This window comes from Clostridium chrysemydis (assembly GCF_015234215.1).
Lineage (GTDB): Bacteria > Bacillota > Clostridia > Clostridiales > Clostridiaceae > Clostridium > Clostridium chrysemydis.
In genome coordinates this window covers 342,615-364,419 of record NZ_JADEKP010000001.1, presented here as the reverse complement: position 1 = coordinate 364,419, position 21,805 = coordinate 342,615, and the positions used below count along the sequence as shown (strand labels likewise).

The window sequence follows — 21,805 nt, the reverse complement described above, 5'->3', positions numbered from 1 at the left end:
TTATTTAAACATTCTTCTAAATTCCTTCTTTTCTTCATCTGATGAGAAAAGATTTAGCATATCACAAATCTCAATTGAAAAATCAATAAAAGCCATTCCATCTGCTGTAATACAATTGCAGTCTCTTACTACATCATATTCTACGTAATTTTTGCGATTAAATGGATCTTCTCCTCCAAAAACCTCTTTATGCTTCTTAGTCCAAGTTTTTACAGGTGTTGTATATTCATATTTTTCAAAGACTCCAGACTTTGCAAGTGCAATAGTTCCTGCACCGCAAATTCCAGCAATTAGCTTATTATTATCCTTTAAATACCAAATAAGTTCTCTTAATTCATCTGAAAAGTCATTGCTCCAACCTCCTGGAATTATAAGTCCATCTAACTCTTCAAACTCTATCTTTCTTAAAGTATTATCTGGGATGAAATTAAATCCACTTCTAGCTTTTATAACCCCATCTTTATTTGCTAAAGTTATAACCTCAACTTCTTCTGTATTATTTAATAATTGTGAAATTAAAGATACATGATAATCTGTCATATCTTTAAAAATAAATATTCCTATTCTTTTCAAGTTCTAACTCCCCTTATTTAATTAATTCATCTCTTTTTATAAAAGGATTTAAGTATCTATTTTTTTTAATAGTACTTTTACCTATATTAATTGCATGCTTTGGGCAAATATTAATGCACCCCATACAATCTGTGCAATGTCCATTAAATTCTATTTTCCCATTTACTATTTCTATATTTTTAGAAGGACATATATCTTTGCATAAACCGCAATTTATACAATCACCATTTACATTAAAATTCTTATCCTTTTTTTTATACTTGTCTCTCCATAAGTTATGGATTAAAAAAGTTATATGATTTTTTCTCTTTTTAAATTCCTTTATAGAGTCTATTGTTATATTTTCAATAAAATGATTTAACTTTTCTTCATTTTCTTCAATAGATTTAATTGCTCTTTCTTTACTTGGACTTCTTCCAGCTCTTATATAATTTGAGATATACTTTACCTCCTCATAATTGCTTATTGCTAGCCCTTTTTTCTTAAGTAATTCATTTATCTTGTAAAAACCATTATTAGACTTTCCGCCTCCTGTAACTTGAACTACAAAAATATAAGGATTACTCTTAAATTTAATCTTTTTTAAAAATTCCTCAACTACAATAGGTAGTCCAAAAGAATGAAGTGGATAAACTATACCTATCTTTTCTTCTTCAACTATTACATCATCTAATTCTCTAGAAATTTTAACTAAATCACACTCTTCAAAATTCTCCTTTATCTTCTTAGAAACATAAAGTGAATTCCCAGTAGAGGTGAAATAAAATATTTTCATAAAAATCCTCCAAAATTTATATCTACATATAAGTTTATTATATCAAATTTTTCTATATTTTAATGTAAAAAAATTGAGTACTATTTTGTACTCAACAATTTTTACATATGATTTTTTTTACCATCCCATTTACAAATGTGATTTAAAGGGCATTCAAAACAAGTAGGCCTTTGAGCTTTGCAGCACCTTCTACCATGAAATATAAGTAAGTGGTGAGTTAAAGTCCATTCCTTTTTAGGTATTTCTTTTTGAAGCTGTTTTTCAGTATCTAAAACATTATTAGCCTTTGCAAGGCCTAATCTATTTGAAACTCTAAATACGTGAGTATCTACTGCAATTGCAGGAACGTTAAAAGCATTTGATAAAACTACGTTTGCAGTTTTTCTTCCTGCCCCGCTAAGAGAAGTTATTCCCTCCATTATGTTTGGAACTTCTCCATTAAAATTTTCTTTTAATTGCCTACACATCATAACTAAATTTTTTGCCTTATTTCTATAAAGACCTATCTTTTTAATCTTCTCTTCTATTTCTTCATTTGATAAAGTTAAAAATGCATCTAAGTCAGGATACTCTTTAAAAAGGGTTTCTGTTATTTCATTTACCTTTTTATCTGTAGTCTGTGCTGAAAGGCAAGTAGCTACTAAAAGCTGAAATGGAGTTTCGTGATTAAGTTCGCATTTTGCATCTGGATATGTTTCTTTTAATATTTCTAAAATTTCTTTTGTTCTTTTTTTCACTTTAGCACCGCCTTAAATTTATTATATTTATTTTATCATATATTTAATAATAATTATTATTAAATTTCAACTTTTCTTTATTCTTTTAGTTCATAAATACCTTCATAAGGTTTTTCTAAATACTTCTTTTCATATTCTTCATATAAAAAAATAATTTCTTCTAAATCTTTACCTTTTATAGTAATCTTAGTAAAATCACTACTTGGATTATCATGTACACTTTCTTTTTTAGTCTTTTTGTAAGATTCTAGTTCTTTAATTAATCTATCTATCTCTTTTTTATCTTTAAGTTCTTCTTCTTTTGAATCTTTAGATACTATAACTTTTTCTATATTTTCTGCTTTTTCTATTTTAAATAACTCTTCTTTAGTGCAGCCTACTAAGAAAAATAAGCTTAACCCTATAATTAAATAAATCTTCTTCATAAAATCCCCCTAAAGCTTTATATTGATTATTATCTTCTATAATCTTAATAAAAAGTCCTTTAAAGTAAAAAAAATTGCCTAAATCTCTTAGGCAATTTTTTTATTTATAAACTCCTCTATAACTTTCTGGTAATTCTTTAGCTATAGATTTCATTAATATTTCCATACATCTATCATCATATTCATGCTTTGTTTCTTCTTTATCTTTTTTAGGTAATACTACAGGTTCTCCAAAGTTTACATATACATCAGCATCGTGCCATACTTCTCCCCCCATATCCCCATCTTTACAGATAGGAAGAAGTTTATCAGTTCCGTGCATTCCTATAGGAACAACCTTAGCGCCCTTAACTTTTGCTAAAAGAAGTATACCTCTTTTACCTTCTATCATTTGACAAGTTCTACTTCTTGTCCCTTCTGGGAATATTAAAAGATTTTCTCCGTTTTTTAAAGTTTTAACCATCTTAGTCATAGCTTCTTTATCTGCTGTATTAGGTTTTACAGGTATGTTTTTAACCATAGCTGTTCCTATCTTTGTTACAGGGTCGTCTGAAAGCTTAACCCCTGCTATAAAATACGGATCAAATTTTTCTTTAAGTAGTTTATTTAAGATTAACCCATCTGAGTTACTTAAATGATTGCAAATAAATATTATAGGCCCATCTAACTCTTTTATTTCTTCAAAGCCTTTAACGTGCATAGTAGCATGATTTTTTATGTATCTATCTGTTATCTTTTTACCTGCAAAAACTAAAAAGTTCTCAGGTAACAATCCTATAACCTTAGCCATAAATGGTGATAACATAAGATATTCACCCACTTCCTCAAAATTAATCAATTTTATTATATTCTAGTAAGCTATAAAAGTCTATCTTTATACCCTTTTAAGTAAGGTGATCCGCTTTTAAAACTTTCTATATCTTCGCCTTTATATTTTTTTCTAATTAAGGCATTTCTAATTAGAGTATTTTTACCTCTCCAACCACATGATGTATTTTTAAAGCTTTCTTTAAACTGACTATTATTTATATTTATAATATAATCATCTAAAGAATTCTTCATAAAATCTTTTATCTTAAATTCACTTATAGGAGTTTTAGATATATCTTTATTTTTAGGACATTTATTTTGGCAACTATCACAGCCAAATATTCTTCCCTTTAAAAGATTTATTTCTTTATCCTCTAATTCCTTCTTTTGAGTTAAATAAGATAAACAAATATTTGGATTTATCTTAAAATTATTTATAGATTTAGTTGGACATTCTTTAAGACAAATATCACAATCTCTACAATCTTTATATAATTTTATATCACTAAATATTCCTTTATCTAAGTTTCCTATATCTAAATCAGTAATTATTTCTGAAAGAAAAACAAATGAACCATACTTTTTAGTAATTATCATATTGTTTTTTCCAATTATTCCAATTCCAGCTAAATATGCTATATATCTTTCTGGAAGAGAATTACTATCTACAAAACCTAAAGCTTTTCCTCCTAGTGATTCTATATATTTAATTATAGAATCTAAATATTTAAAAACCACCTTATGATAATCTTCTCCTTTTGTGTAAATAGAAAATCCATTATCTAAAGTATTTTCAAAAGTATTATAAGGAAATGCTATTGAAATTATAGACTTAGCCTCTTCCATATAAATACTTGGGTCTATTCTTTTTTCTATATCTTTTTCTTCAAACTCATTTTCTAAATTTGAATTTTTCCTAAATAAATAAAAATCTCTAAGTTCTTCAAACTTCCTGCATTTAATAAACCCTATAGTATCTAGGTTTAATTCATTTTTGCAAAAATCAATTATTTTTCTTTGTTTATCCATAATATACACCTATAAAAATAAAATGATATTTAAACCTAAAGGCTTATTCTAATAATCACCTATACGTTAAAAAAAGTAATGCAAAAAGTTTTAAGGCTTTTCACATTACCAATCTATTTTACAATATAAAGCTTAACTTAGCAAATTATTATATTACCATATCATTATATATTCTTTTACTTTTTCCTTTTATATCTGTTATTTCAATAATGTTATCGTATTTCTCTTCTTTACTATTTCCAATTATTCTAGCTGGAATTCCAACTGCTGTACTATCTTTTGGAATATCTTTTAATACTACTGAATTTGCCCCTATTTTAACATTATCTCCTATATTTATAGGTCCTAAAACCTTTGAACCTGAACCTATAATTACATTGTTTCCAACAGTTGGATGTCTTTTTCCTTTATCTTTTCCTGTACCACCAAGAGTTACTCCATGATATATAGTTACATTATCTTTAATTTCTGCCGTTTCTCCTATAACTACTCCCATACCGTGGTCAATAAATAATCCTTTGCCAATTGTTGCACCTGGGTGTATCTCTATCCCACTAAAGAATCTTGATATTTGTGATATAAGTCTAGCTAAAAAGAACCATTTGTGCTTATATAGCTTGTTTGCTATCCTATAAGCAATTAATGCATGAACGCTTGGATATAGTAAAAATACTTCAAGTTTACTTCTAGCGGCTGGATCTTCTTCTAATATTCTATTTAAATCATATCTTAAATTTTTAAACACAGCCTCTAAGCCTCCTTATTTTTTCTAATTGTTTAAGCTTTAATTAATCGTATAATCCTGTTGATATATATTTCTCTCCACCGTCTGGTGCTATAGCTAATACTTTCTTCCCTTTTCCTAATTTCTTAGCTAGTTCTACAGCCGCATATATAGCTGCACCTGATGAAATTCCAACTAAAACTCCCTCTTCACTAGAAAAATCTTTAGCTATTTTATACGCATCCTCATTTGAAACTTTCACTACTTCATCAACGTATTCTTCTTTATATATAGATGGTACAAATCCAGCTCCAATACCTTGTATTTTATGAGGCCCTGGTTCTCCGCCTGAAATTACAGGTGAACTTTCCGGTTCTACTGCAATTACTTTAACGCCATCTATATGTTCTTTAAGGTATTTGCCTATTCCAGTTATAGTTCCTCCAGTTCCAACACCTGCTACAAAGTAATCTAAGTCATTTAAATCATTTGCTATTTCTATAGCTGTTGTTTCGTAGTGCTTTTCTGGGTTAGCTACATTTTCAAATTGTTGTGGAAGGAAATATCCTTTTTCACGAACTAACTCGTTAGCTTTTTCTATTGCACCTTTCATTCCCTTAGTTCCTGGAGTTAATATAAGATCAGCACCATAAGCTTTAATTAATGCCCTTCTTTCTTTACTCATAGTATCTGGCATAATTATAGTTACGTTATAACCTTTTAATTTTCCAATCATAGCTAAAGCTATACCTGTATTTCCACTTGTAGGTTCTACTATAGTATCGCCAGGTTTTATTAATCCAAGGCTTTCAGCTTTTTCTATCATTCCTAGTGCTGCCCTATCTTTTACACTTCCACCTACATTAAATTTTTCAAGTTTTACATAAACCTCTGCACTATTTTCATCTACTAAATTATTAACTTTTATTATTGGTGTGTTACCTATTAATTCTAAAATATTGTTATAAATCATCTTAAATCCTCCCTTTAAATCCATTTTTTTGTAATAAAAAAACTCCATCTCTAAACTATAATTAGAGACGAAGTGTAAAATCCGCGGTTCCACTCTATTTGAATTAAAATAATTCCTCTTGTGTCAGTACATACATACTTAATTGCTATAACGGGCAATTCCCGAATAACCTTACTATAATTTCAGGTATTAGCTCCAAAGGGCACTTCGTATATATCTTTAATAAAAAGCTTTCAGCTATGCTTTTCTCTCTGTAAATCTTCAATATACTACTTTCCTTTTTCCTAGCATTTAATTCCTAGTAAATTGATAAACTTTATACTTTTATTATATGCTAGAGTTTATTTTTGTCAACACTTTTTTAATCTTTTGATTTTCTATTTTTCTTTTTCCAAAGTGGATATAGGTATTCATCTATTAAATCATGTATTATAACTATACCAACTAACTTATCGTCTTCATCCACTACAGGAATAGACAAAAGGTCATATTTGTTTGCAAGTTCTATAGCATCTTCTATATCATCTTCATGTCTTAAATATTCAAAATTATCATCCATAATTTCACTAAGTTTTGCTGTTGGCTTTGCTAAAATTAGATCTCTAAGTGAAATTATACCCTGAACCTTTTCATCTGAATCTGTGATATAAATATAATACATTGACTCTTCGTCAGGTTCCATTTCCTTTAAAATATCAACAGTATCTCTTACAGTTACATCTAAATTAAGAGAAATAAAATCTTTTGCCATAATACTTCCGACAGCTTCGTCTTCATATTCTAGAAGTTCTTTAACTTCATCTGCATCTTCTTTTTCAAGATTTATTAAGATATTTTCTCTCTCTTCTTCATTTAATTCATCTAAAAGGTCAGCTATCTCATCACTTGGCATATTTTCTAAAAGCTCTTGTGCCTTACTTTCAGATAACTCTTTTAAGATTTTACCTTTATATTCTTGATCTAATTCTTCTAAAGCATCTGATGCTAAATCATAATCTAAAGATTCAAATACTTGTTTTCTTGAATTAGGATCTAAGTTTTCTAAGATATCTGCAAGGTCAGCTGGGTGAAGCTTTGATAATTTTTTATAAGGGACTTGAATTTTTAAGTTGTTATCAACCATTTCAAGTGATTCAACGTCATCCCACATTATTACAGTATCATCAAAATTTTTTCCGATTATTTTATAGAAAAACTTTGCAACCCCCGCAATTCCCATCCTTCTAAATTTAGCAAGAGGACCTGTTTCAACGGCTATTACTCTGTATTCTCCTGCAATTAGAGCAATTCTTAAATCATCAACTCTAACTACTTGCTTTCCATTTATATCTACTATCTTTCTATCTAAAAGATGCCTAGATAAAAGATAGCTATATGTTCTTGGAAGTATTTCTTTACTTCCCCTTGATTTCATAACTATCTTACCATCATCATCATAAACTTCTAAGTTTTTAAATTCATAATGATAATTAGTACTATCTTTTTTTACTTTGTATCCTATAAATCTAGGATATCCATTTTCTGTTGTTACATAAACATCTCTAAGTACTCCTAAAACATCATCAAACTCATCATATATTTTAGTTCCTAGAATGTCAGTAAATAAAAAAACTGTCTTTTTTTTCATAATACTTTCCCCCTTCCAGACATAGAGAAAAGCACCTTTAAAAAAAGACAGACTTAAAAGTGTATTAAAAAGAACTTCCCTCTATTCTGTTTTTATGAGTTTTGGGTTTTCACCAATCTGAGGGCTACCCTCCATTTAAATACACCACCTTTTTACATTTATCTTTACACAAAAAATAAGGTTTTGTTCATCACAAAACCGTTAAATCCAAAAAATTTATAATTCTTCTTAATACTATTATATTATATAGAGTGAAAAAGGCAACCTTTATATAAGATTTTTTGCCTTTTTCTAAGTTTTTTTAAAATTATTTATTCCTTTGTACACATTTAATAAAAATATACCTTCACTTAAGATCATATATGGGAAAATCTTTATTTTAAATACCATAAGAGATATCTCTATCATCATTATAATTATTGTAAAAATTAAAAACAAAACCTGTCTTTTTAAAATATTGGGTTTATCTATAAAAAATAAAAGTGCTAAAAAAATCACTCCAAGTATAATAAGGCTTACTCCATTTACTATTTCTTCTCCTTTAATATTTATAATATAACCAAAACTTTTACTTAAACTTACTCCTAAATCTAAATATTTAATCCCTAAAAAATATATTATAAAAAGAACTAAAGAGATAATGTAAAACTTATTAAAAGATAACTTATTAAATCTTAAGTATATATAAAATAAAGAAATTGCAAGTATAGCTATACTTAAATAATCTAAATAAACAAAAACTCTAAATTTATAAATTACTTCTATATCTTTAAGTAAACATAAAAGAATCAAAGAAAGATATCTTAAAAGAAGAGTAAATAATCCGAAAAAAATCAATACTTTTATCTTTTTAGGTGATTTAAAATTATTTTCAAAAAGCAAAAAAATTATAAAAAAAAGCATAAATAACAAGCAATTATAATATACGAAACTCATACAAAACTCCTACACAAATACTAGTTATCTATACTTATTAATTTTTTATTTAATTTATTCCTAAAACCTCTATCCCGTTCTTTATACATCTTATATCAAGTGGATAATCAGGTCCTTTTTCTCCATCTATATCTGTAACTATGTCTTCATTACATTCAATTTTTACTCTGTCACTTTTAAAATAAACAACTTTGTTTGAATCTAAATGCTCTCCTCTTAATACCTTTAAAAATAACGGCATAAGTTCTATTACTTTAACAGCTTTAAATATAATAATATCTAGCATACCATCTTGAACGTCAGACCTTGTAGCTAGATTTAAATTTCCAGCTGTTTTACCATTAAATACAAGCATTAAATACATATTACCATCATAATTATATTCTTCTGAAGTTACTTTAACTTTAAGCTTTCTAAAGTTTGGTATCTCTTCAATTCCTTTAATGTAATATGCAAGCTTTCCTATAGTATTTTTTAAGTGGACATCAGTTTTTTGCGAAACATCTGTAAAAAGTCCTGAACTTGCCACATTTACAAAATACTTATCATTAATTTTTCCGATATCTACTTTTTCCGGCTTAAATTCAACTATTTTTTTGCATGCTTTTTTTATATTTTGAGGAATTTTTAAAACCTTCCCAAAATCGTTTGCTGTTCCTACAGGAAGTATTCCTATAGGAAGTTTTATACCTTTTTCCATCATTGCATTTACTACTGAATCAACAGTTCCATCTCCGCCTGCAATTAGGATATAAGCATAAGATCTATCTATACATTCTAAAGCATCTTTAACATCTGCTTCTTTATTAATTCTATATGGGTGAATTTCAAAACCTGCTTTTTGATGAATTTTAATAACAGAATCAAGGCTACTTAAAATTGCATTTTCGCCTGAATAAGGATTATAAATAAAACGTACCCTCTTCATACTAACCTCCGATTATTATTTTAACTAAATGAGATTATATCATTTTTTACATATATTGTCGACTTCGTTACTTCTTGATAACCTTAAAACTTCCTTAACTTTCTTATAAATTCTTTTTTTTATTAAAAAGTAACTTATTCTATGCTATAATAATTAAATGAGAATTATTCATATATTGTAGGAGTGGTGATATGAAAAAAAGTTGTATTCCTAACATATTTACTTTTATCAACTTAGGCTGTGGGGTATTATCATTATTATCATGTTTTAATAAAAAGTTTCTTTTAGCAGCTATTTTAATTTTAGTTGCAGGCTTAGTTGATAGATATGACGGAAGAATAGCAAGATACCTTAATGTCTCTAGTGATTTAGGTAAAGAATTAGATTCACTTGCAGACTTAGTATCATTCGGTGTTGCTCCATCAGTTTTACTATTTATATTAATGGAATTAGAAAGTTTTGGACCAAAAGGAATTATAGGATATTGTGTACTTTTAGCCTTCCCAATTTGTGGCGCTTATAGACTTGCAAGATATAACGCAACAGATTTCGATGGAGTATTTAGAGGTGTTCCTATAACTATTACTGGTGCTGTTTTAGCTGCAGTAGCTCTTTTAGCTTTATACATAACAATTCCTAAAGTTATAATAGTACTTCTAATGATATTAGGTGCATACTTAATGGTTAGTAACATCAAATTAAAAAAAGTCTAATATAAAATTTAATAATAAAGAAATAGAGAAATGCTTATGTTTTAGCATTTCTCTATTTTTGTTTTTCTAAGCTTTCTTTTTCTCTCTGTTGTTTATTTTGTAAATTCAAATCTTCATTTATCTCTGTTAATATTTCATTTTCCAATTCTTTTTTAACCTTACTCTTTTCATTATTTAAACCTATTATTTCATTCTTTATTTTGCTATATTTCATATAATTCTTTTCATAACATTCTATAACTTCAAGAAGACTAGCTATAGTTCTATCAACATGTTCTATATTATCTAAAGCACTATCTACATCTCTTCCTTTTCTTTTGTTTATATTATTAAGTTCTGCCGCACCTCCTACAAGAAGTCTATAAGATTCTACTAATTTTTTTAATAAATCTGCAAGTTTATCCATCTCATTAAAATGGTTTTCCATTAGCTTATTTCCCATATCTTTTGCCTCCTAAATAATATATATTAAAAATACGCCTTAAATAAGATAAGGCGTATTTTTATAATTTACTCTCTTAAATATTATTTATTGAATCTGCAAATTCATCATCCAAACTTTTCCAAACACTTTTTTCTTCACCTATCACTTTATCTTCTAGATCTGACTCTTCATTTGGAGTAATAGATCTCTCTAAAGTTAAATCCTCTTCTAAAGTTATTAATTCTACGTCAACTTCTAAATTATCTAATACATCATAAAAATAATCTTTAGGCCTTCTTACAAACATCATCTATTACACTCCTTACTATAAGGTTTAAAATACTTTCTTTCATAAGTGCATAAAGGGCAATGCATAGGTGCACTCTTTCCTTCATGAATATACCCACAATTTAAACACTGATAGTAAGTAACCTTATCTGAATTAAACATTGTATTATTTTTAATTCTATCTAAGAGAGCTTTATATCTTTCTTTATGTGCTTCTTCAACTTCTCTTAATTCTTTAAAAAATGTAGCAATTTCTAAAAAGCCTTCTTTGTTTGCTGTTTTTTCAAAGTCTAAATAAATTGAGTCAGCCTCTTCACCTTCTCCATTTATTGAATCCATTAAATTATCTTCTGTGCTTTTAACGTTTTTAAGAAATCTTTTATATACTTCTCTTAAATGAGCAAACTCATTTTTTGAAGTTTCATCAAAGATATCTCCAACCCACATATAACCATCTTCTCTTGCTTTTTCTGCATAAAGATTATACTTTGCTCTTGCACGAGACTCTCCTGCAAAAGTTTTATATAAATTTTTTTCAGTTTGACTACCTTTTAAATCTTTAATTTTTCCTTTTGAATCCATAACATTTCCTTTTAAAATTTCTAATCATTATAGACTATTCTACTTACTATTTTTTGTTACTATCTGTTATAGTCACCTTTAACTTTTCATCACAATTTAATATAAATTCATCTGAGTCTCTGCCTTTTGTTATAAGTTTTACTTTATATCCCCAAAGCTTAGCTAAATTTTTAAGGGTTTCTTTTGCATAACTTATTTCAAGTTCTCTTCCATCAAATACATGTTCTAAAGTTAAAGTGTAATCTCTTTTATTTAACTCTATAACTCTAATATGCGGTATACTTCCTATTCCAGATGAAAATGCTAAATTATCGCGAATACTCTCAAAACCTAATTCATCAGCTACCTCTTCAACTACAAAGTCAAAGCTTCTTTTACCATACTGGAATAAATTTAGTTCTTCACATAACTCCCTAGTTAAATATTTCCTTATAAAAGATGAGTCCCTTTCAAGTGCGCGAACTTCAAAAAGTTTTTCTCTTCCATACTTCTCTTCTAAATCCATAAATATTTTAAATCCTATATAGTATGGGTTAAGTCCTCCTGGGATTGGAGATACTACATCATTGTGCCTTTTAATAAATTCTATAAAAAGTTCTTGATCTAAATTAAGGTTTTTGCAAATATTATAGTGACAATAACACGCCCAACCTTCATTCATAGTCTTTGTTTCTATTTGTGGCATAAAATACTCTGTCTCTCTTTTTACTATTCTTAATATATTTTTTTCCCACTCTTCAAGATTTCCGTATTCTATAATAAACCCAACAACATCATCTCTAGGTTCTAAAGGAATTTTATCAATTATTGGAGGAATAACTTCCTTATCCATATCTAAAAAGTCACGATTTTCTATAGAAGATTTGTAATCATTTATTCTTCTTTCTTTAATTTCTAAGTCGCTAATTTCCTTAACTCCTATAGCTCTTTTTATACTATATTTAACGGAATGTGCCGCATCTAGAACTTTTTCTACTTTTTCATACCCTATAGACGGGTCGTTTATATATCCTCTAATTATTTCTGAATCTAATTTAAACATCTCTAAAGTTCTATCTGCATTAGTTCCTTCTCTAAACAATCTATTATTCTTAAAAAAATCATTATGCCCGTAAACATGTGCCATAGTAAGTATTTGAAGCATCAAAGTATTATCCTTCATTAAATATGCGAGGCAAGGATTTGAATTAATAACCATCTCATATGGAAGGCCTGTTAGATTTAAAGAATATAAAGTCTTAGTTTTTTCATAAGACTTTCCATAGCTCCAATGAGGATATTTAGAAGGCATACCTACGTATGCCTCATATCCTATCATTTCATTAAATCCAACTACATCAAATTCTTGAGGATAATAGTTTAAACCAAGCTTTCTTGCTTCAACTTCAATTTTTTCATTCCATTTTTCTAAGTCTCGCAAGTTATATTCCAAAGTCTATACCTCCTCCATCTCCTTAGAAAGCATAATTTTTAGTGCTTCCCATAAGTCCTTTTTCTCCTTTACTATTACAGGAATGAAGTTTTCTTCATTTATCTCTTTATCAAACCTATAATACATAGTTGTTGAATACGTAGAAGGTAAAAGTTCTGCATATCCAAACATATTACTAATATCACATAAATCTTTAACTGCCTTCATAGCTTTTTCATTATCTTCAGTCCAGTTATCCCCATCCGAAGCATAGACTGGATAAATATTCCACATTTCTGGTGGATATTCCTCTTTAATAGTTTCTAAAGCTAAATTAAGACCACTAGAGATATAAGTTCCTCCAGATTCTGCTTTGTGGAAAAATTCAAACTCATTAACTCTTTTTGCAACAGTTGTATGAGAAATAAATTCAAAAGCTAAATTATTATATTTTCTCCTTAAAAATTTAGATAAAACAAAGAAAAATGATCTAGCTAAATATTTTTTAGAACTATCCATAGAACCAGATACATCCATAATAAATATCATAACTGCATTACTTTCCCTTTTAGGTTTCTTTTTAACTCTGTAATACCTTAAATCCTCTTCTCTAAAAGGAAATCTATCTAGCTCTTCTTTAGACTCAGCTTCTAACATAGCTCTTCTTTTACCTTGTTTCCTAGCTATTTTAGACATTACTGTCTTCTTTTTAGCAAGCCTTGGCCTTATTCCATATCTTTGATAACCAGACCTTCTACCAGAGCTTTCACTTATTATTTCTGAATATTTCTTTTTATCTAAATTTGGTAGATTTAAATCTTCTACTATATAATCTAAAAGCTCTTCTAAAGTTATTTCAGTTTCATATATATCATCGCCTTCATTATTTCCAGCACCGTTTTTTCCGTTACCACTTTGTGGTCTTCCACTACCTAGTTTATCTCCTCTCTTTTCTTCTCCAGTTCCAGTTGCAACTCCTTTTGAGTTCTTACCATAAACAAACTGATATTCTTTTATTCCTCTAATTGGAATTTTGAATTTTTTATTTTTTCCTTCCCCTATAATGCTCTCTTCAGCTAAGATATCCCCTAAATTCTCTTTAATTGACTTCTCAACTAATTGCCTATGCCTTCTTCTGTCTTCAATAGATCTATCATGATCTACAGGATTTACTGTACTATCTCTAAAGATTGCCATTTTTTAATCCTTCCAAAGGTTGTTTGCTGCATATTTTAAAATCACATCACAGCAGTGAAGACAATATCCATTTTTTTGCATCTCATAAACCATAGCATTATATTTTTCAGTTTGTTCTTTATCTCTTACTCTAGATTTAGTTATTATTCTAGATAAATCCTTAACAGATGCCATTAATTTCTTTTCTATAGCTTCTTTTATTGGCTCGTAAGACTTATAGTCTATAATCGCACCATTTCTAATTAAATAGAACATATAAGATGTAACATCAGCTCTAAAGCCTTTAGAAGACGATTCTGATACACCTATTTGCTCTTCTATACTTCTCATAAAATCTTCATCTGGGTTTAATTCTTCTCCAGTTGAAGTATCTTTTATTTTACTCTTATTTACAAAAGCTTCTGCATTATCTATATAATTATTAAATAAACTTTCAGCTTGTTCTTTAAATGAGTGAATAAAGGCTTTCGTAATTTCTTTTTCTAAAATCTTGTTATATTCTTTTCTTATTGTGTCTTGAATGAATCCAAGATATCTTTTCTTATCATCTGAACCTATATCCATTTCTTTAACTGATTTAATTATGCTCTCCATTATACTTAAAGGATTTATGCAGTTATGCTCAGAGTTTGAAAGAGCATTATCTATAGCTTTAATTATAAATCTTGTACTAATTCCTTTCATTCCTTCGTAAGAACCAGCTTCTTCTCTAAGTTCAGCTATATCTATTCTCTTAGTTGAACCTTTTTCAACTATCTCTTCTCCATTATATATTTTAAGCTTAGTTATAGGGTCTACCTTATTTGATGCTGTAAGTCTTGAAAGCACTGCAAACATTGCTGCAATTCTCATAGTATGAGGTGCTATATGAGCATCAAAGCTACTCTTTTTAAGTATTTTTTCATATATTTTCTTTTCTTCATCTAATTCTAAGCAATAAGGAACCTCTATTTTTACAATCCTATCTAGTATTGCCTCGTTTGTATGATCTGCTTTAAATTTGTTCCACTCAGCTTCGTTTGAGTGAGCTATTATAACTCCATCAAAATAAATCATAGAACCTTTTCCTGGCGATGGAATTGATTTTTCTTGAGTTGCTGTAATTATAGTATGAAGGTATTCAACATCATTTTTAAATACTTCTATAAATTCAACCATCCCTCTATTACCAACGTTAAAAGCTCCATTTAATGAAAATATTCTAGGGTCATCTTCTGAATACATATCCATTTTTGATATATCTATTGACCCTGTAAGTATAGATGTATCTTGATTGTTTGGATCTACTGGCGGAACTACCCCAACCCCTTTTCTAGACCTTATAGAAAAACTCTTAGTTTCAACTGGTATCTCTTCATATTCACCCTTAAATTCATGCATAAGTCTATACTTACATACTGGGCATAAATCACCTTCAATCTTAACACCTAGCATTTCCTCAAATTGAGGTCTTAGATGTTTTGGTATTAAATGAAGAGGCTCTTCATGCATAGGACAACCTTTAATTGAATAAATCTTTTGACAAGATTCTAATGCCTTTTTAACAGATTCAACTAAAGATGATTTACCAGCACCTACAGGTCCTACTAAATACAATACTTGTCTTGATTCTTCACCTTTCATTGCAGCTGAATGAAAATAATTTACAAGTTTCATAAGAATTTTATCTATCCCATAAAACTCATCTTTAAAAAATCCATATTTTCTTATAATTTCATTTCCATGAATTCTCTTTACTTTGTAATTATCTTCTCCCTTTAAAGTTTCTACTCCTTCTTCCATTATTCTGTCATAAACTCTTTTGTGAGATAACTTTGCAATATCTGGATTCTCCTTTACAAGTTCTAGATATTCCAAAAATGTACCATTAAATTTTTCTTTTTCTCTATTTTCTCTATCATGCTTAATAAAATCTTTGAAGTTCATAACCTACCCCCTCCTTCTCTAGTTAAAATATATTCAAGTAAAGGGATGTTCTATGACAAAAAAATAGAACCAGAAAAATTTTTTCTGATTCTTAATAATTTTTATATTAAAATTTTCTAACTAAATCTAATATATCTTCCCCGTATTTTTGTAGCTTTTTCTCCCCCATACCTCTTATATCAAGTAGCTCTTCTTTTGTTTTTGGTTTATTATTTGCTATATCTATAAGTGTTGTATCTGAAAACATTATATAGGGCCTAATATTTTCTTTAACAGCTGTAATCTTCCTATAACTTTTAAGTGCCTTTAAAAGTTTTGGATTTAAAATTATATCCTCTTCGTTTTCTATTTTCATTAATACTTTTTTGGAATTTTTCAAAATATCTAATGAATTATTATTTAATATAAGCATAGAGTATGTTCCATCTTTTAATGAAACATAGTTTAATTTAATTAATCCATTAATAATTTCCTTAATCATCTTTGTAGTGTATTCTCTCATAAGTCCAAATGTTGTAACTTCGTATAGTTTATTAGATTTTACCTTAGGTCCTTTTACTCCCCTTAAAATATCTATTAAAACAGATATCCCAAACCTTTCGCGAGTTCTATAAACAGTAGCTAATATCTTTTGCGATTCTATAGTGAAATCACGAACTCCATCCATACTAAAACAGTTCGAGCAGTTATTACAAAAATTAAGTGGTTTTTCTTCTCCAAAATATTTCAAAATAAATTCCTTAAAGCACCCGTCATATTCTAAAAAATTTATCATATCTTGAAGCTTTCTTAAAGATATCTCTATTCTACTAAGTGGAATGCTTTTGTGAATCATATACTCTACTCTTTCTATATCACTTTTAGAGTAAAAGATATAGCAATTGCATTCAAGTCCATCCCTTCCCCCTCTTCCTATCTCTTGGAAGTAAGACTCTATATTTTTAGTTAAACTAACGTGGACTATAAATCTTATGTTAGATTTATCTATTCCCATACCAAAAGCATTAGTTGCAACCATTATATTTGTTTTCTCATTTAGAAAATCTTCTTGATTTTTATCTTTTTCTTTATCAGAAAGACCAGCATGATATAAAGAAACACTGTATCCTAAACCTTTTAATGCATAATAGATAGACTCTACTTCTTTTCTTGAATTACAGTAAATTATTCCGCATTCATCTTGGTGTAATCTTACTATACTTTTAAGTTCTTCTTCTTTATCTATCTCTTTTAAAACATTTATTTTAAGATTACTTCTATTAATATTACTAATATGTATATAAGGAGATTTAAGCCCTAAAAGATTAATAGAATCTTCTAAAACTTCCTTCGTTGCAGTTGCAGTAAATGCAGAAAGATTAGGTTTGCTTTTTAAACTTTCACGAAAAGCCTTAATTTCTCTATAACTTTCTCTAAAATCGTGTCCCCACTGTGATACGCAGTGAGCCTCATCTATAGCTATATGAGAAATATTTAAACCGTTTATCATATTTTTAAAATAGTTAGATTTAAGCCTTTCTGGCGCTATGTATATAATTTTATATAACCCAAGGGAAGCGTCTTTTAAAATCTCTTCAATTTTTTCCTTTGTTAAAGTACTATTTATAAAAGAAGAGTTTATTCCAATCTCCCTTAAACTATCTACTTGGTCTTTCATAAGTGATATTAAAGGAGAAATTACTATAGTTATTCCATCTAAAAGTAAGCTTGGGATTTGGTAACATAAAGACTTTCCGCCTCCAGTTGGCATAAGGCAAAATAAATCTCTACCGCTTAAAATAGAATCTATTATTTTAAGTTGTCCTTCTCTAAAGGTATCAAACCCATAAAACTTCTTTAAAGCATGATATGCCCTTTCTCTGTTATTCATCCTCTTCTCCTTTTCTAATTTTTTAGTATAATTATTACCTATTATACTATATTAAAACCATCATTTTCTATTATTTAAATAGATAATTGTGCTAGATATTATTAACACCCCTAAAAAACTTAGTATTGAAATCCTAAGTAAGCTGTAATTATACCTATGCCAAAATGTTGTATCTTTTAACTTAACTGAGGATAGAACAGGATACCAATTATCTACTTCAAAAAACAAAATATCTCTATCACTTTTATGTTCTAAAAACTTCCCTGTAACTACGAAGTCCCTAAATTGTGGGCTACCTATTTCAAAGTTTGCAATCTCTTTATAAGGTTCTTTTCCGCATAAATTTATTTTATTTATATCTATATGTCTTATATTTTTTGAAACAACATATTCCTTTAAATGTTTTTTTCCATAAGTAACTAAAATATCCCCATTTATTTCACTATATCTTATTTGAATATTTATTTTAGATTCGTCATAAACTTTTTCACTAAATGCTTTTTTGTATGGTAAATATGGAATAATTATAATTAATATGAAAACTATAATCCCTAAAAATACTTTTTTCATAACAAAAGCTACCTCTACTTAATAAATTTAAGAGAAATTCTCTTAATTTATTTATATTAGAGATAGCTTATCTTTATAATTAAATTACATATTAATTATATCTTTTAAGTTTTTAATTAACTTTTTATTTTCTTCTTCTTTTAAAATACAAACTCTAAAGAAATTTTCTGATAACCCTGTAAATGAAGAACAGTCTCTAATTATCATCCCTTTTTCAAGTAGCATTTCATAAAGCTTTTTAGAATTTAAATCTTTTTTCGTTATCTCACAAAGAATAAAGTTCCCTTTACTTTCATAAGCCTTTATACCATCTATATCTTTTAAATTGTTATAAAGATATTCTCTTCCTTTTTCCATATGCTTTATCGTGAAGTTTATATACTCCTCATCTTTAAACATAACTTCACCCATAAGCACTCCAAAAATATTTATATTCCAAAGGTCTAATTTTTTATTTATACTTTGGAAAATATCTTTATCTGATATAAGTCCATACCCTAATCTTATTCCAGGAGTTGAGAAAAATTTTGAAGTCCCACGAATTACAAATAACTTATTAAAATCATCAACTAAAGGTGTACTTGAATACTTTTTAGTATTTGTAAATTCTATATAAGTTTCATCAATCATAATAAATGTATTAGTATTTTCTAAAATGCTTTTTATTTCGTCTCTATTAAAAGCAAACCCAGTCGGATTATTTGGATTACAGATAATAACTAAATCATAGCTTTTACTATTTATCTCTTTTATAAATTCATCTTTATCTATCTTAAAATCATTTTCTTTTTTTGAAAAGAAGTCTACTACTTCACAATTTACTTTTAAAAGTTCTTTTTTATACTCTGAATAAGCAGGCGATATAAGAAGTGCCTTCTTTGGAGAGATAGTACTTATAAATGATGATATAAGTTCTGTAGCTCCACTTCCAAGTATTATATTTTCTTTCTTTGAATTACAATAATATCCTATAGCATCTTTTAATTTCTTATATTCTGGATCTGGGTAAATAGATACCATATCTATATTATCGCATACAGCTTTCTTTGCCTTTTTTGAAGCACCAAATGGGTTTATATTTGAACTAAAATCTTTAATTTCACTTTTATCTATTTTTAATTCATTCTCTAAATCAAAAAGATTTGCACCATGTTTAACTGACATAAAAATTCCTCCATTAAAATAATATATAACATTATATCACATAGAGAATTTTTAAGTATAACCATTATAAAAAAATTAGGCTGATATACTATCAGCCTAAATCTTAACATCAATATTTGAATTTATTTTCATATTTATAATTCCGTTTTCGTCGATATCTGTAATATCCACATTTACATCTCCACTATATCCTTTTTCAATATAGCCAACTAAAGTAAGATTATTTTCATTTCTCTCTTTATCTAAGTAATTTATAAATATTGCTTCACATTCATCCTTACGCTTATTTTTTATGTCAATATTATAGTCAGTTTTTGACCCTAAATTTGGCATTGAAACTTTCTTTTCTGAATCAACATAATAAATATTTAATCCAGTAATATTAGAATTAGTGTTATTGTTTATTTTAACCTTTACATGAGAATAATAAGTAATATTTTGAAACGCAATAATAGTAATAGCTAATATTATTAGAAATAAACTGAAAATAGTTACCCCCTTACCTTTTAGAATCTTTATCATAAGTTCATCCCCTTTTACACAATATTTAATTACCTCTTATATATATTAATTCTTTATTTATCCTTTTTTTCCTTTATTTAAATTATGCACAATTTATTAATACTTTAAGAATAATTTTAATATAAAACTAATCTACTTTGTATTGCATAGTACTTACTTTTATGCTAATATCTTCTTAACTACTATGTACTGCATAATAGAATTGGAGGAATTTCTTTGAATAATAATTCGCAAATGCTAAAAGGTATCTTAGAGGGATGTATATTACAAATAATAAATAAAAAAACAGAAACCTACGGCTATGAAATAGTTTCTGAAATTCAAAAGTATGGCTTTAAAGCTGTAAGCGAAGGAACTATATATCCACTATTAACTAGATTGCAAAAGGGAGGTTTACTTAATTCTATAAAAAAGCCTTCTCCACTTGGACCAAATAGAAAATACTACTCTATTACTAATGATGGGCTAAATGAATTACAAGACTTTAAAGAGACCTGGATAGAATTAAATATATTAGTATCAAATATTTTAGATTAAGGAGACTACTTATGAATAATAATGCTAAAGAAAAAATTAACTTCAATTACAATAACATAAAAAAAATTGATGGAAAATATGATTCTTTGATCACAGATATAGTTTGTTATATAAGGTTAGAACTAGTAGAAAATGATGCTGAAGAAGCTATTGACGATATATTAGACATGCTGCTTTCAGCGCAAGTTCGAGGTGAAGATCTTTATGAGTTTGTAGGAAATGACTTTAAGAAATTTTGTGATAATATAATAGATTCTTATAGACAAAACTCTAAAACATATAAATATAAATTAATATTTGAAAATGCTATAACTGTATTAAAGTTACTTCCTTTTTTTATCTCACTAAGCTGCTTAACTGAACTATTTTCATTAAAAAGCATTAGCTTAAATACATTATTAAATGCAAATTTTAACCTTAGAGTATCTGTTATAATTACTTCAATATGCCTTATTGTCTCTATAAATATAATATTAAATTTATGTTTAAAACCAAATAATAATAGCAGGGTAAAAAATTACTTATACCTTTTCGCTGTATTTTTTATAACTATGGCTTTTCCTATTATTTTTAGTAAAGTATTTAGTAATCCTACTTTGATTTCTATACCTAATTACTTAATATGTTTAGTTATATCTATAGTAATTATAGTTATGTATATTCCAAAACTTATTCAAAAAAAAGAATAAAATATTTAAAAGGACTTAAATTAAGTCCTTTTAAATATTTTCTATATTCTTTCTCTCACCTTTGAAATTATTTATCTTTTTGCTACGATTTTGTAGTTCTTTTTTTATGTCTTCTAAAGAAATCCCAATATCTGAAGATAAAACAAGCAAATGATATAAAAGATCACACATTTCGTTTACCTGCTCATCTTTGTTATCCTCTTTCATACTAGATATTATTAGTTCTGTACATTCTTCTCCTACCTTTTTTAGTATCTTTTCTCTTCCTTTTGAAAAAAGATAACTAGTATAAGACCCTTCATTTGATAATTTATCTTTTCTATTCTCTATAGTATTATATAATTCATTTATTATTTTTTCCAAAAATTAATCCCC

25 protein-coding genes and 1 other annotated feature are annotated in these 21,805 nt (G+C 27.6%); of the genes, 3 read left to right on the top strand and 22 right to left on the bottom strand.

Annotated elements, in window-relative coordinates; genetic code table 11:
- The 11 genes from INR60_RS01815 to INR60_RS01765 form a co-directional block, all read right to left on the bottom strand.
- On the bottom strand, window positions 1–573 hold the full coding sequence (locus tag INR60_RS01815; RefSeq protein WP_194189765.1) for a DJ-1/PfpI family protein: 573 nt from the start codon (window positions 571–573) through the stop codon (window positions 1–3).
- 13 nt (window positions 574–586) lie between these two features.
- Window positions 587–1,348 (bottom strand): EFR1 family ferrodoxin, encoded by a 762-nt coding sequence (locus INR60_RS01810; RefSeq protein WP_194189764.1) that lies wholly within the window; start codon window positions 1,346–1,348, stop codon window positions 587–589.
- A 101-nt stretch (window positions 1,349–1,449) separates the two neighbouring features.
- Complete coding sequence (nth, locus tag INR60_RS01805; protein ID WP_194189763.1) at window positions 1,450–2,085, bottom strand: endonuclease III; 636 nt, start codon at window positions 2,083–2,085, stop codon at window positions 1,450–1,452.
- A gap of 77 nt (window positions 2,086–2,162) precedes the next feature.
- On the bottom strand, window positions 2,163–2,510 hold the full coding sequence (locus tag INR60_RS01800; RefSeq protein WP_194189762.1) for a DUF5301 domain-containing protein: 348 nt from the start codon (window positions 2,508–2,510) through the stop codon (window positions 2,163–2,165).
- A 100-nt stretch (window positions 2,511–2,610) separates the two neighbouring features.
- The gene (locus tag INR60_RS01795) at window positions 2,611–3,315 is read right to left on the bottom strand and encodes a lysophospholipid acyltransferase family protein (RefSeq protein WP_194190952.1); all 705 of its coding nucleotides are present in this window, start codon (window positions 3,313–3,315) and stop codon (window positions 2,611–2,613) included.
- Between the two features lie 53 nt (window positions 3,316–3,368).
- Window positions 3,369–4,349, bottom strand: a complete 981-nt coding sequence (gene queG, locus INR60_RS01790; RefSeq protein WP_194189761.1) for a tRNA epoxyqueuosine(34) reductase QueG — start codon at window positions 4,347–4,349, stop codon at window positions 3,369–3,371.
- A gap of 148 nt (window positions 4,350–4,497) precedes the next feature.
- Window positions 4,498–5,094, bottom strand: coding sequence for a serine O-acetyltransferase EpsC (gene epsC, locus INR60_RS01785; protein ID WP_194189760.1), 597 nt, complete (start codon window positions 5,092–5,094; stop codon window positions 4,498–4,500).
- 43 nt (window positions 5,095–5,137) lie between these two features.
- The gene (gene cysK / locus INR60_RS01780) at window positions 5,138–6,046 is read right to left on the bottom strand and encodes a cysteine synthase A (RefSeq protein ID WP_194189759.1); all 909 of its coding nucleotides are present in this window, start codon (window positions 6,044–6,046) and stop codon (window positions 5,138–5,140) included.
- A gap of 60 nt (window positions 6,047–6,106) precedes the next feature.
- Window positions 6,107–6,341, bottom strand: a binding site (T-box leader).
- Window positions 6,342–6,407: 66 nt separating this feature from the next.
- Window positions 6,408–7,673 (bottom strand): magnesium transporter, encoded by a 1,266-nt coding sequence (locus INR60_RS01775; RefSeq protein ID WP_194189758.1) that lies wholly within the window; start codon window positions 7,671–7,673, stop codon window positions 6,408–6,410.
- A 291-nt stretch (window positions 7,674–7,964) separates the two neighbouring features.
- Window positions 7,965–8,555, bottom strand: a complete 591-nt coding sequence (locus tag INR60_RS01770; RefSeq protein WP_194189757.1) for a hypothetical protein — start codon at window positions 8,553–8,555, stop codon at window positions 7,965–7,967.
- A gap of 103 nt (window positions 8,556–8,658) precedes the next feature.
- Window positions 8,659–9,537, bottom strand: a complete 879-nt coding sequence (locus tag INR60_RS01765) for a YegS/Rv2252/BmrU family lipid kinase (RefSeq protein ID WP_194189756.1) — start codon at window positions 9,535–9,537, stop codon at window positions 8,659–8,661.
- Window positions 9,538–9,728: 191 nt separating this feature from the next.
- On the opposite strand from INR60_RS01765, the gene pssA reads away from it, so the two are divergent.
- Complete coding sequence (gene pssA, locus INR60_RS01760) at window positions 9,729–10,250, top strand: CDP-diacylglycerol--serine O-phosphatidyltransferase (protein ID WP_194189755.1); 522 nt, start codon at window positions 9,729–9,731, stop codon at window positions 10,248–10,250.
- A gap of 52 nt (window positions 10,251–10,302) precedes the next feature.
- Here pssA and INR60_RS01755 read toward each other — a convergent pair whose 3' ends face one another.
- The 10 genes from INR60_RS01755 to INR60_RS01710 all read right to left on the bottom strand — a co-directional run bounded on the left by INR60_RS01755 (window position 10,303) and on the right by INR60_RS01710 (window position 20,204).
- Window positions 10,303–10,692 carry a hypothetical protein gene (locus tag INR60_RS01755; protein WP_194189754.1) on the bottom strand — a complete coding sequence of 130 codons (390 nt, stop codon included), beginning with the start codon at window positions 10,690–10,692 and terminating at the stop codon, window positions 10,303–10,305.
- Window positions 10,693–10,768: 76 nt separating this feature from the next.
- Window positions 10,769–10,984 carry a hypothetical protein gene (locus tag INR60_RS01750; RefSeq protein WP_194189753.1) on the bottom strand — a complete coding sequence of 72 codons (216 nt, stop codon included), beginning with the start codon at window positions 10,982–10,984 and terminating at the stop codon, window positions 10,769–10,771.
- Window positions 10,981–11,544: a rubrerythrin family protein gene (locus INR60_RS01745; RefSeq protein ID WP_194189752.1), complete on the bottom strand. Its 564-nt coding sequence runs from the start codon at window positions 11,542–11,544 to the stop codon at window positions 10,981–10,983. The genes INR60_RS01750 and INR60_RS01745 overlap by 4 nt, the downstream gene beginning before the upstream one ends.
- Before the next feature lie 46 nt (window positions 11,545–11,590).
- Window positions 11,591–12,976, bottom strand: coding sequence for a SpoVR family protein (locus tag INR60_RS01740; RefSeq protein ID WP_194189751.1), 1,386 nt, complete (start codon window positions 12,974–12,976; stop codon window positions 11,591–11,593).
- Between the two features lie 3 nt (window positions 12,977–12,979).
- A complete protein-coding gene (gene yhbH, locus INR60_RS01735; protein ID WP_194189750.1) occupies window positions 12,980–14,152 on the bottom strand; it encodes a sporulation protein YhbH in 1,173 nt (390 codons plus the stop codon).
- A gap of 3 nt (window positions 14,153–14,155) precedes the next feature.
- Complete coding sequence (locus INR60_RS01730; protein ID WP_194189749.1) at window positions 14,156–16,078, bottom strand: PrkA family serine protein kinase; 1,923 nt, start codon at window positions 16,076–16,078, stop codon at window positions 14,156–14,158.
- A 106-nt stretch (window positions 16,079–16,184) separates the two neighbouring features.
- On the bottom strand, window positions 16,185–17,948 hold the full coding sequence (gene recQ / locus INR60_RS01725; protein ID WP_194189748.1) for a DNA helicase RecQ: 1,764 nt from the start codon (window positions 17,946–17,948) through the stop codon (window positions 16,185–16,187).
- A gap of 60 nt (window positions 17,949–18,008) precedes the next feature.
- Window positions 18,009–18,518 (bottom strand): hypothetical protein, encoded by a 510-nt coding sequence (locus tag INR60_RS01720; protein WP_194189747.1) that lies wholly within the window; start codon window positions 18,516–18,518, stop codon window positions 18,009–18,011.
- Window positions 18,519–18,602: 84 nt separating this feature from the next.
- A complete protein-coding gene (locus INR60_RS01715; RefSeq protein WP_194189746.1) occupies window positions 18,603–19,682 on the bottom strand; it encodes a pyridoxal phosphate-dependent aminotransferase in 1,080 nt (359 codons plus the stop codon).
- Window positions 19,683–19,778: 96 nt separating this feature from the next.
- Window positions 19,779–20,204 (bottom strand): hypothetical protein, encoded by a 426-nt coding sequence (locus INR60_RS01710; RefSeq protein WP_194189745.1) that lies wholly within the window; start codon window positions 20,202–20,204, stop codon window positions 19,779–19,781.
- A gap of 216 nt (window positions 20,205–20,420) precedes the next feature.
- Between INR60_RS01710 and INR60_RS01705 the strand changes: the two genes are divergently transcribed.
- Window positions 20,421–20,741 carry a PadR family transcriptional regulator gene (locus INR60_RS01705; RefSeq protein ID WP_194189744.1) on the top strand — a complete coding sequence of 107 codons (321 nt, stop codon included), beginning with the start codon at window positions 20,421–20,423 and terminating at the stop codon, window positions 20,739–20,741.
- Between the two features lie 11 nt (window positions 20,742–20,752).
- Window positions 20,753–21,430, top strand: coding sequence for a hypothetical protein (locus tag INR60_RS01700; protein WP_194189743.1), 678 nt, complete (start codon window positions 20,753–20,755; stop codon window positions 21,428–21,430).
- Between the two features lie 30 nt (window positions 21,431–21,460).
- On the opposite strand, the gene hisE is transcribed toward INR60_RS01700, so the two are convergent.
- Entirely contained in the window at window positions 21,461–21,793 is a 333-nt protein-coding gene (gene hisE / locus INR60_RS01695; protein ID WP_194189742.1) for a phosphoribosyl-ATP diphosphatase, read from the bottom strand.
- Between the last annotated feature and the right edge of the window lie 12 nt (window positions 21,794–21,805).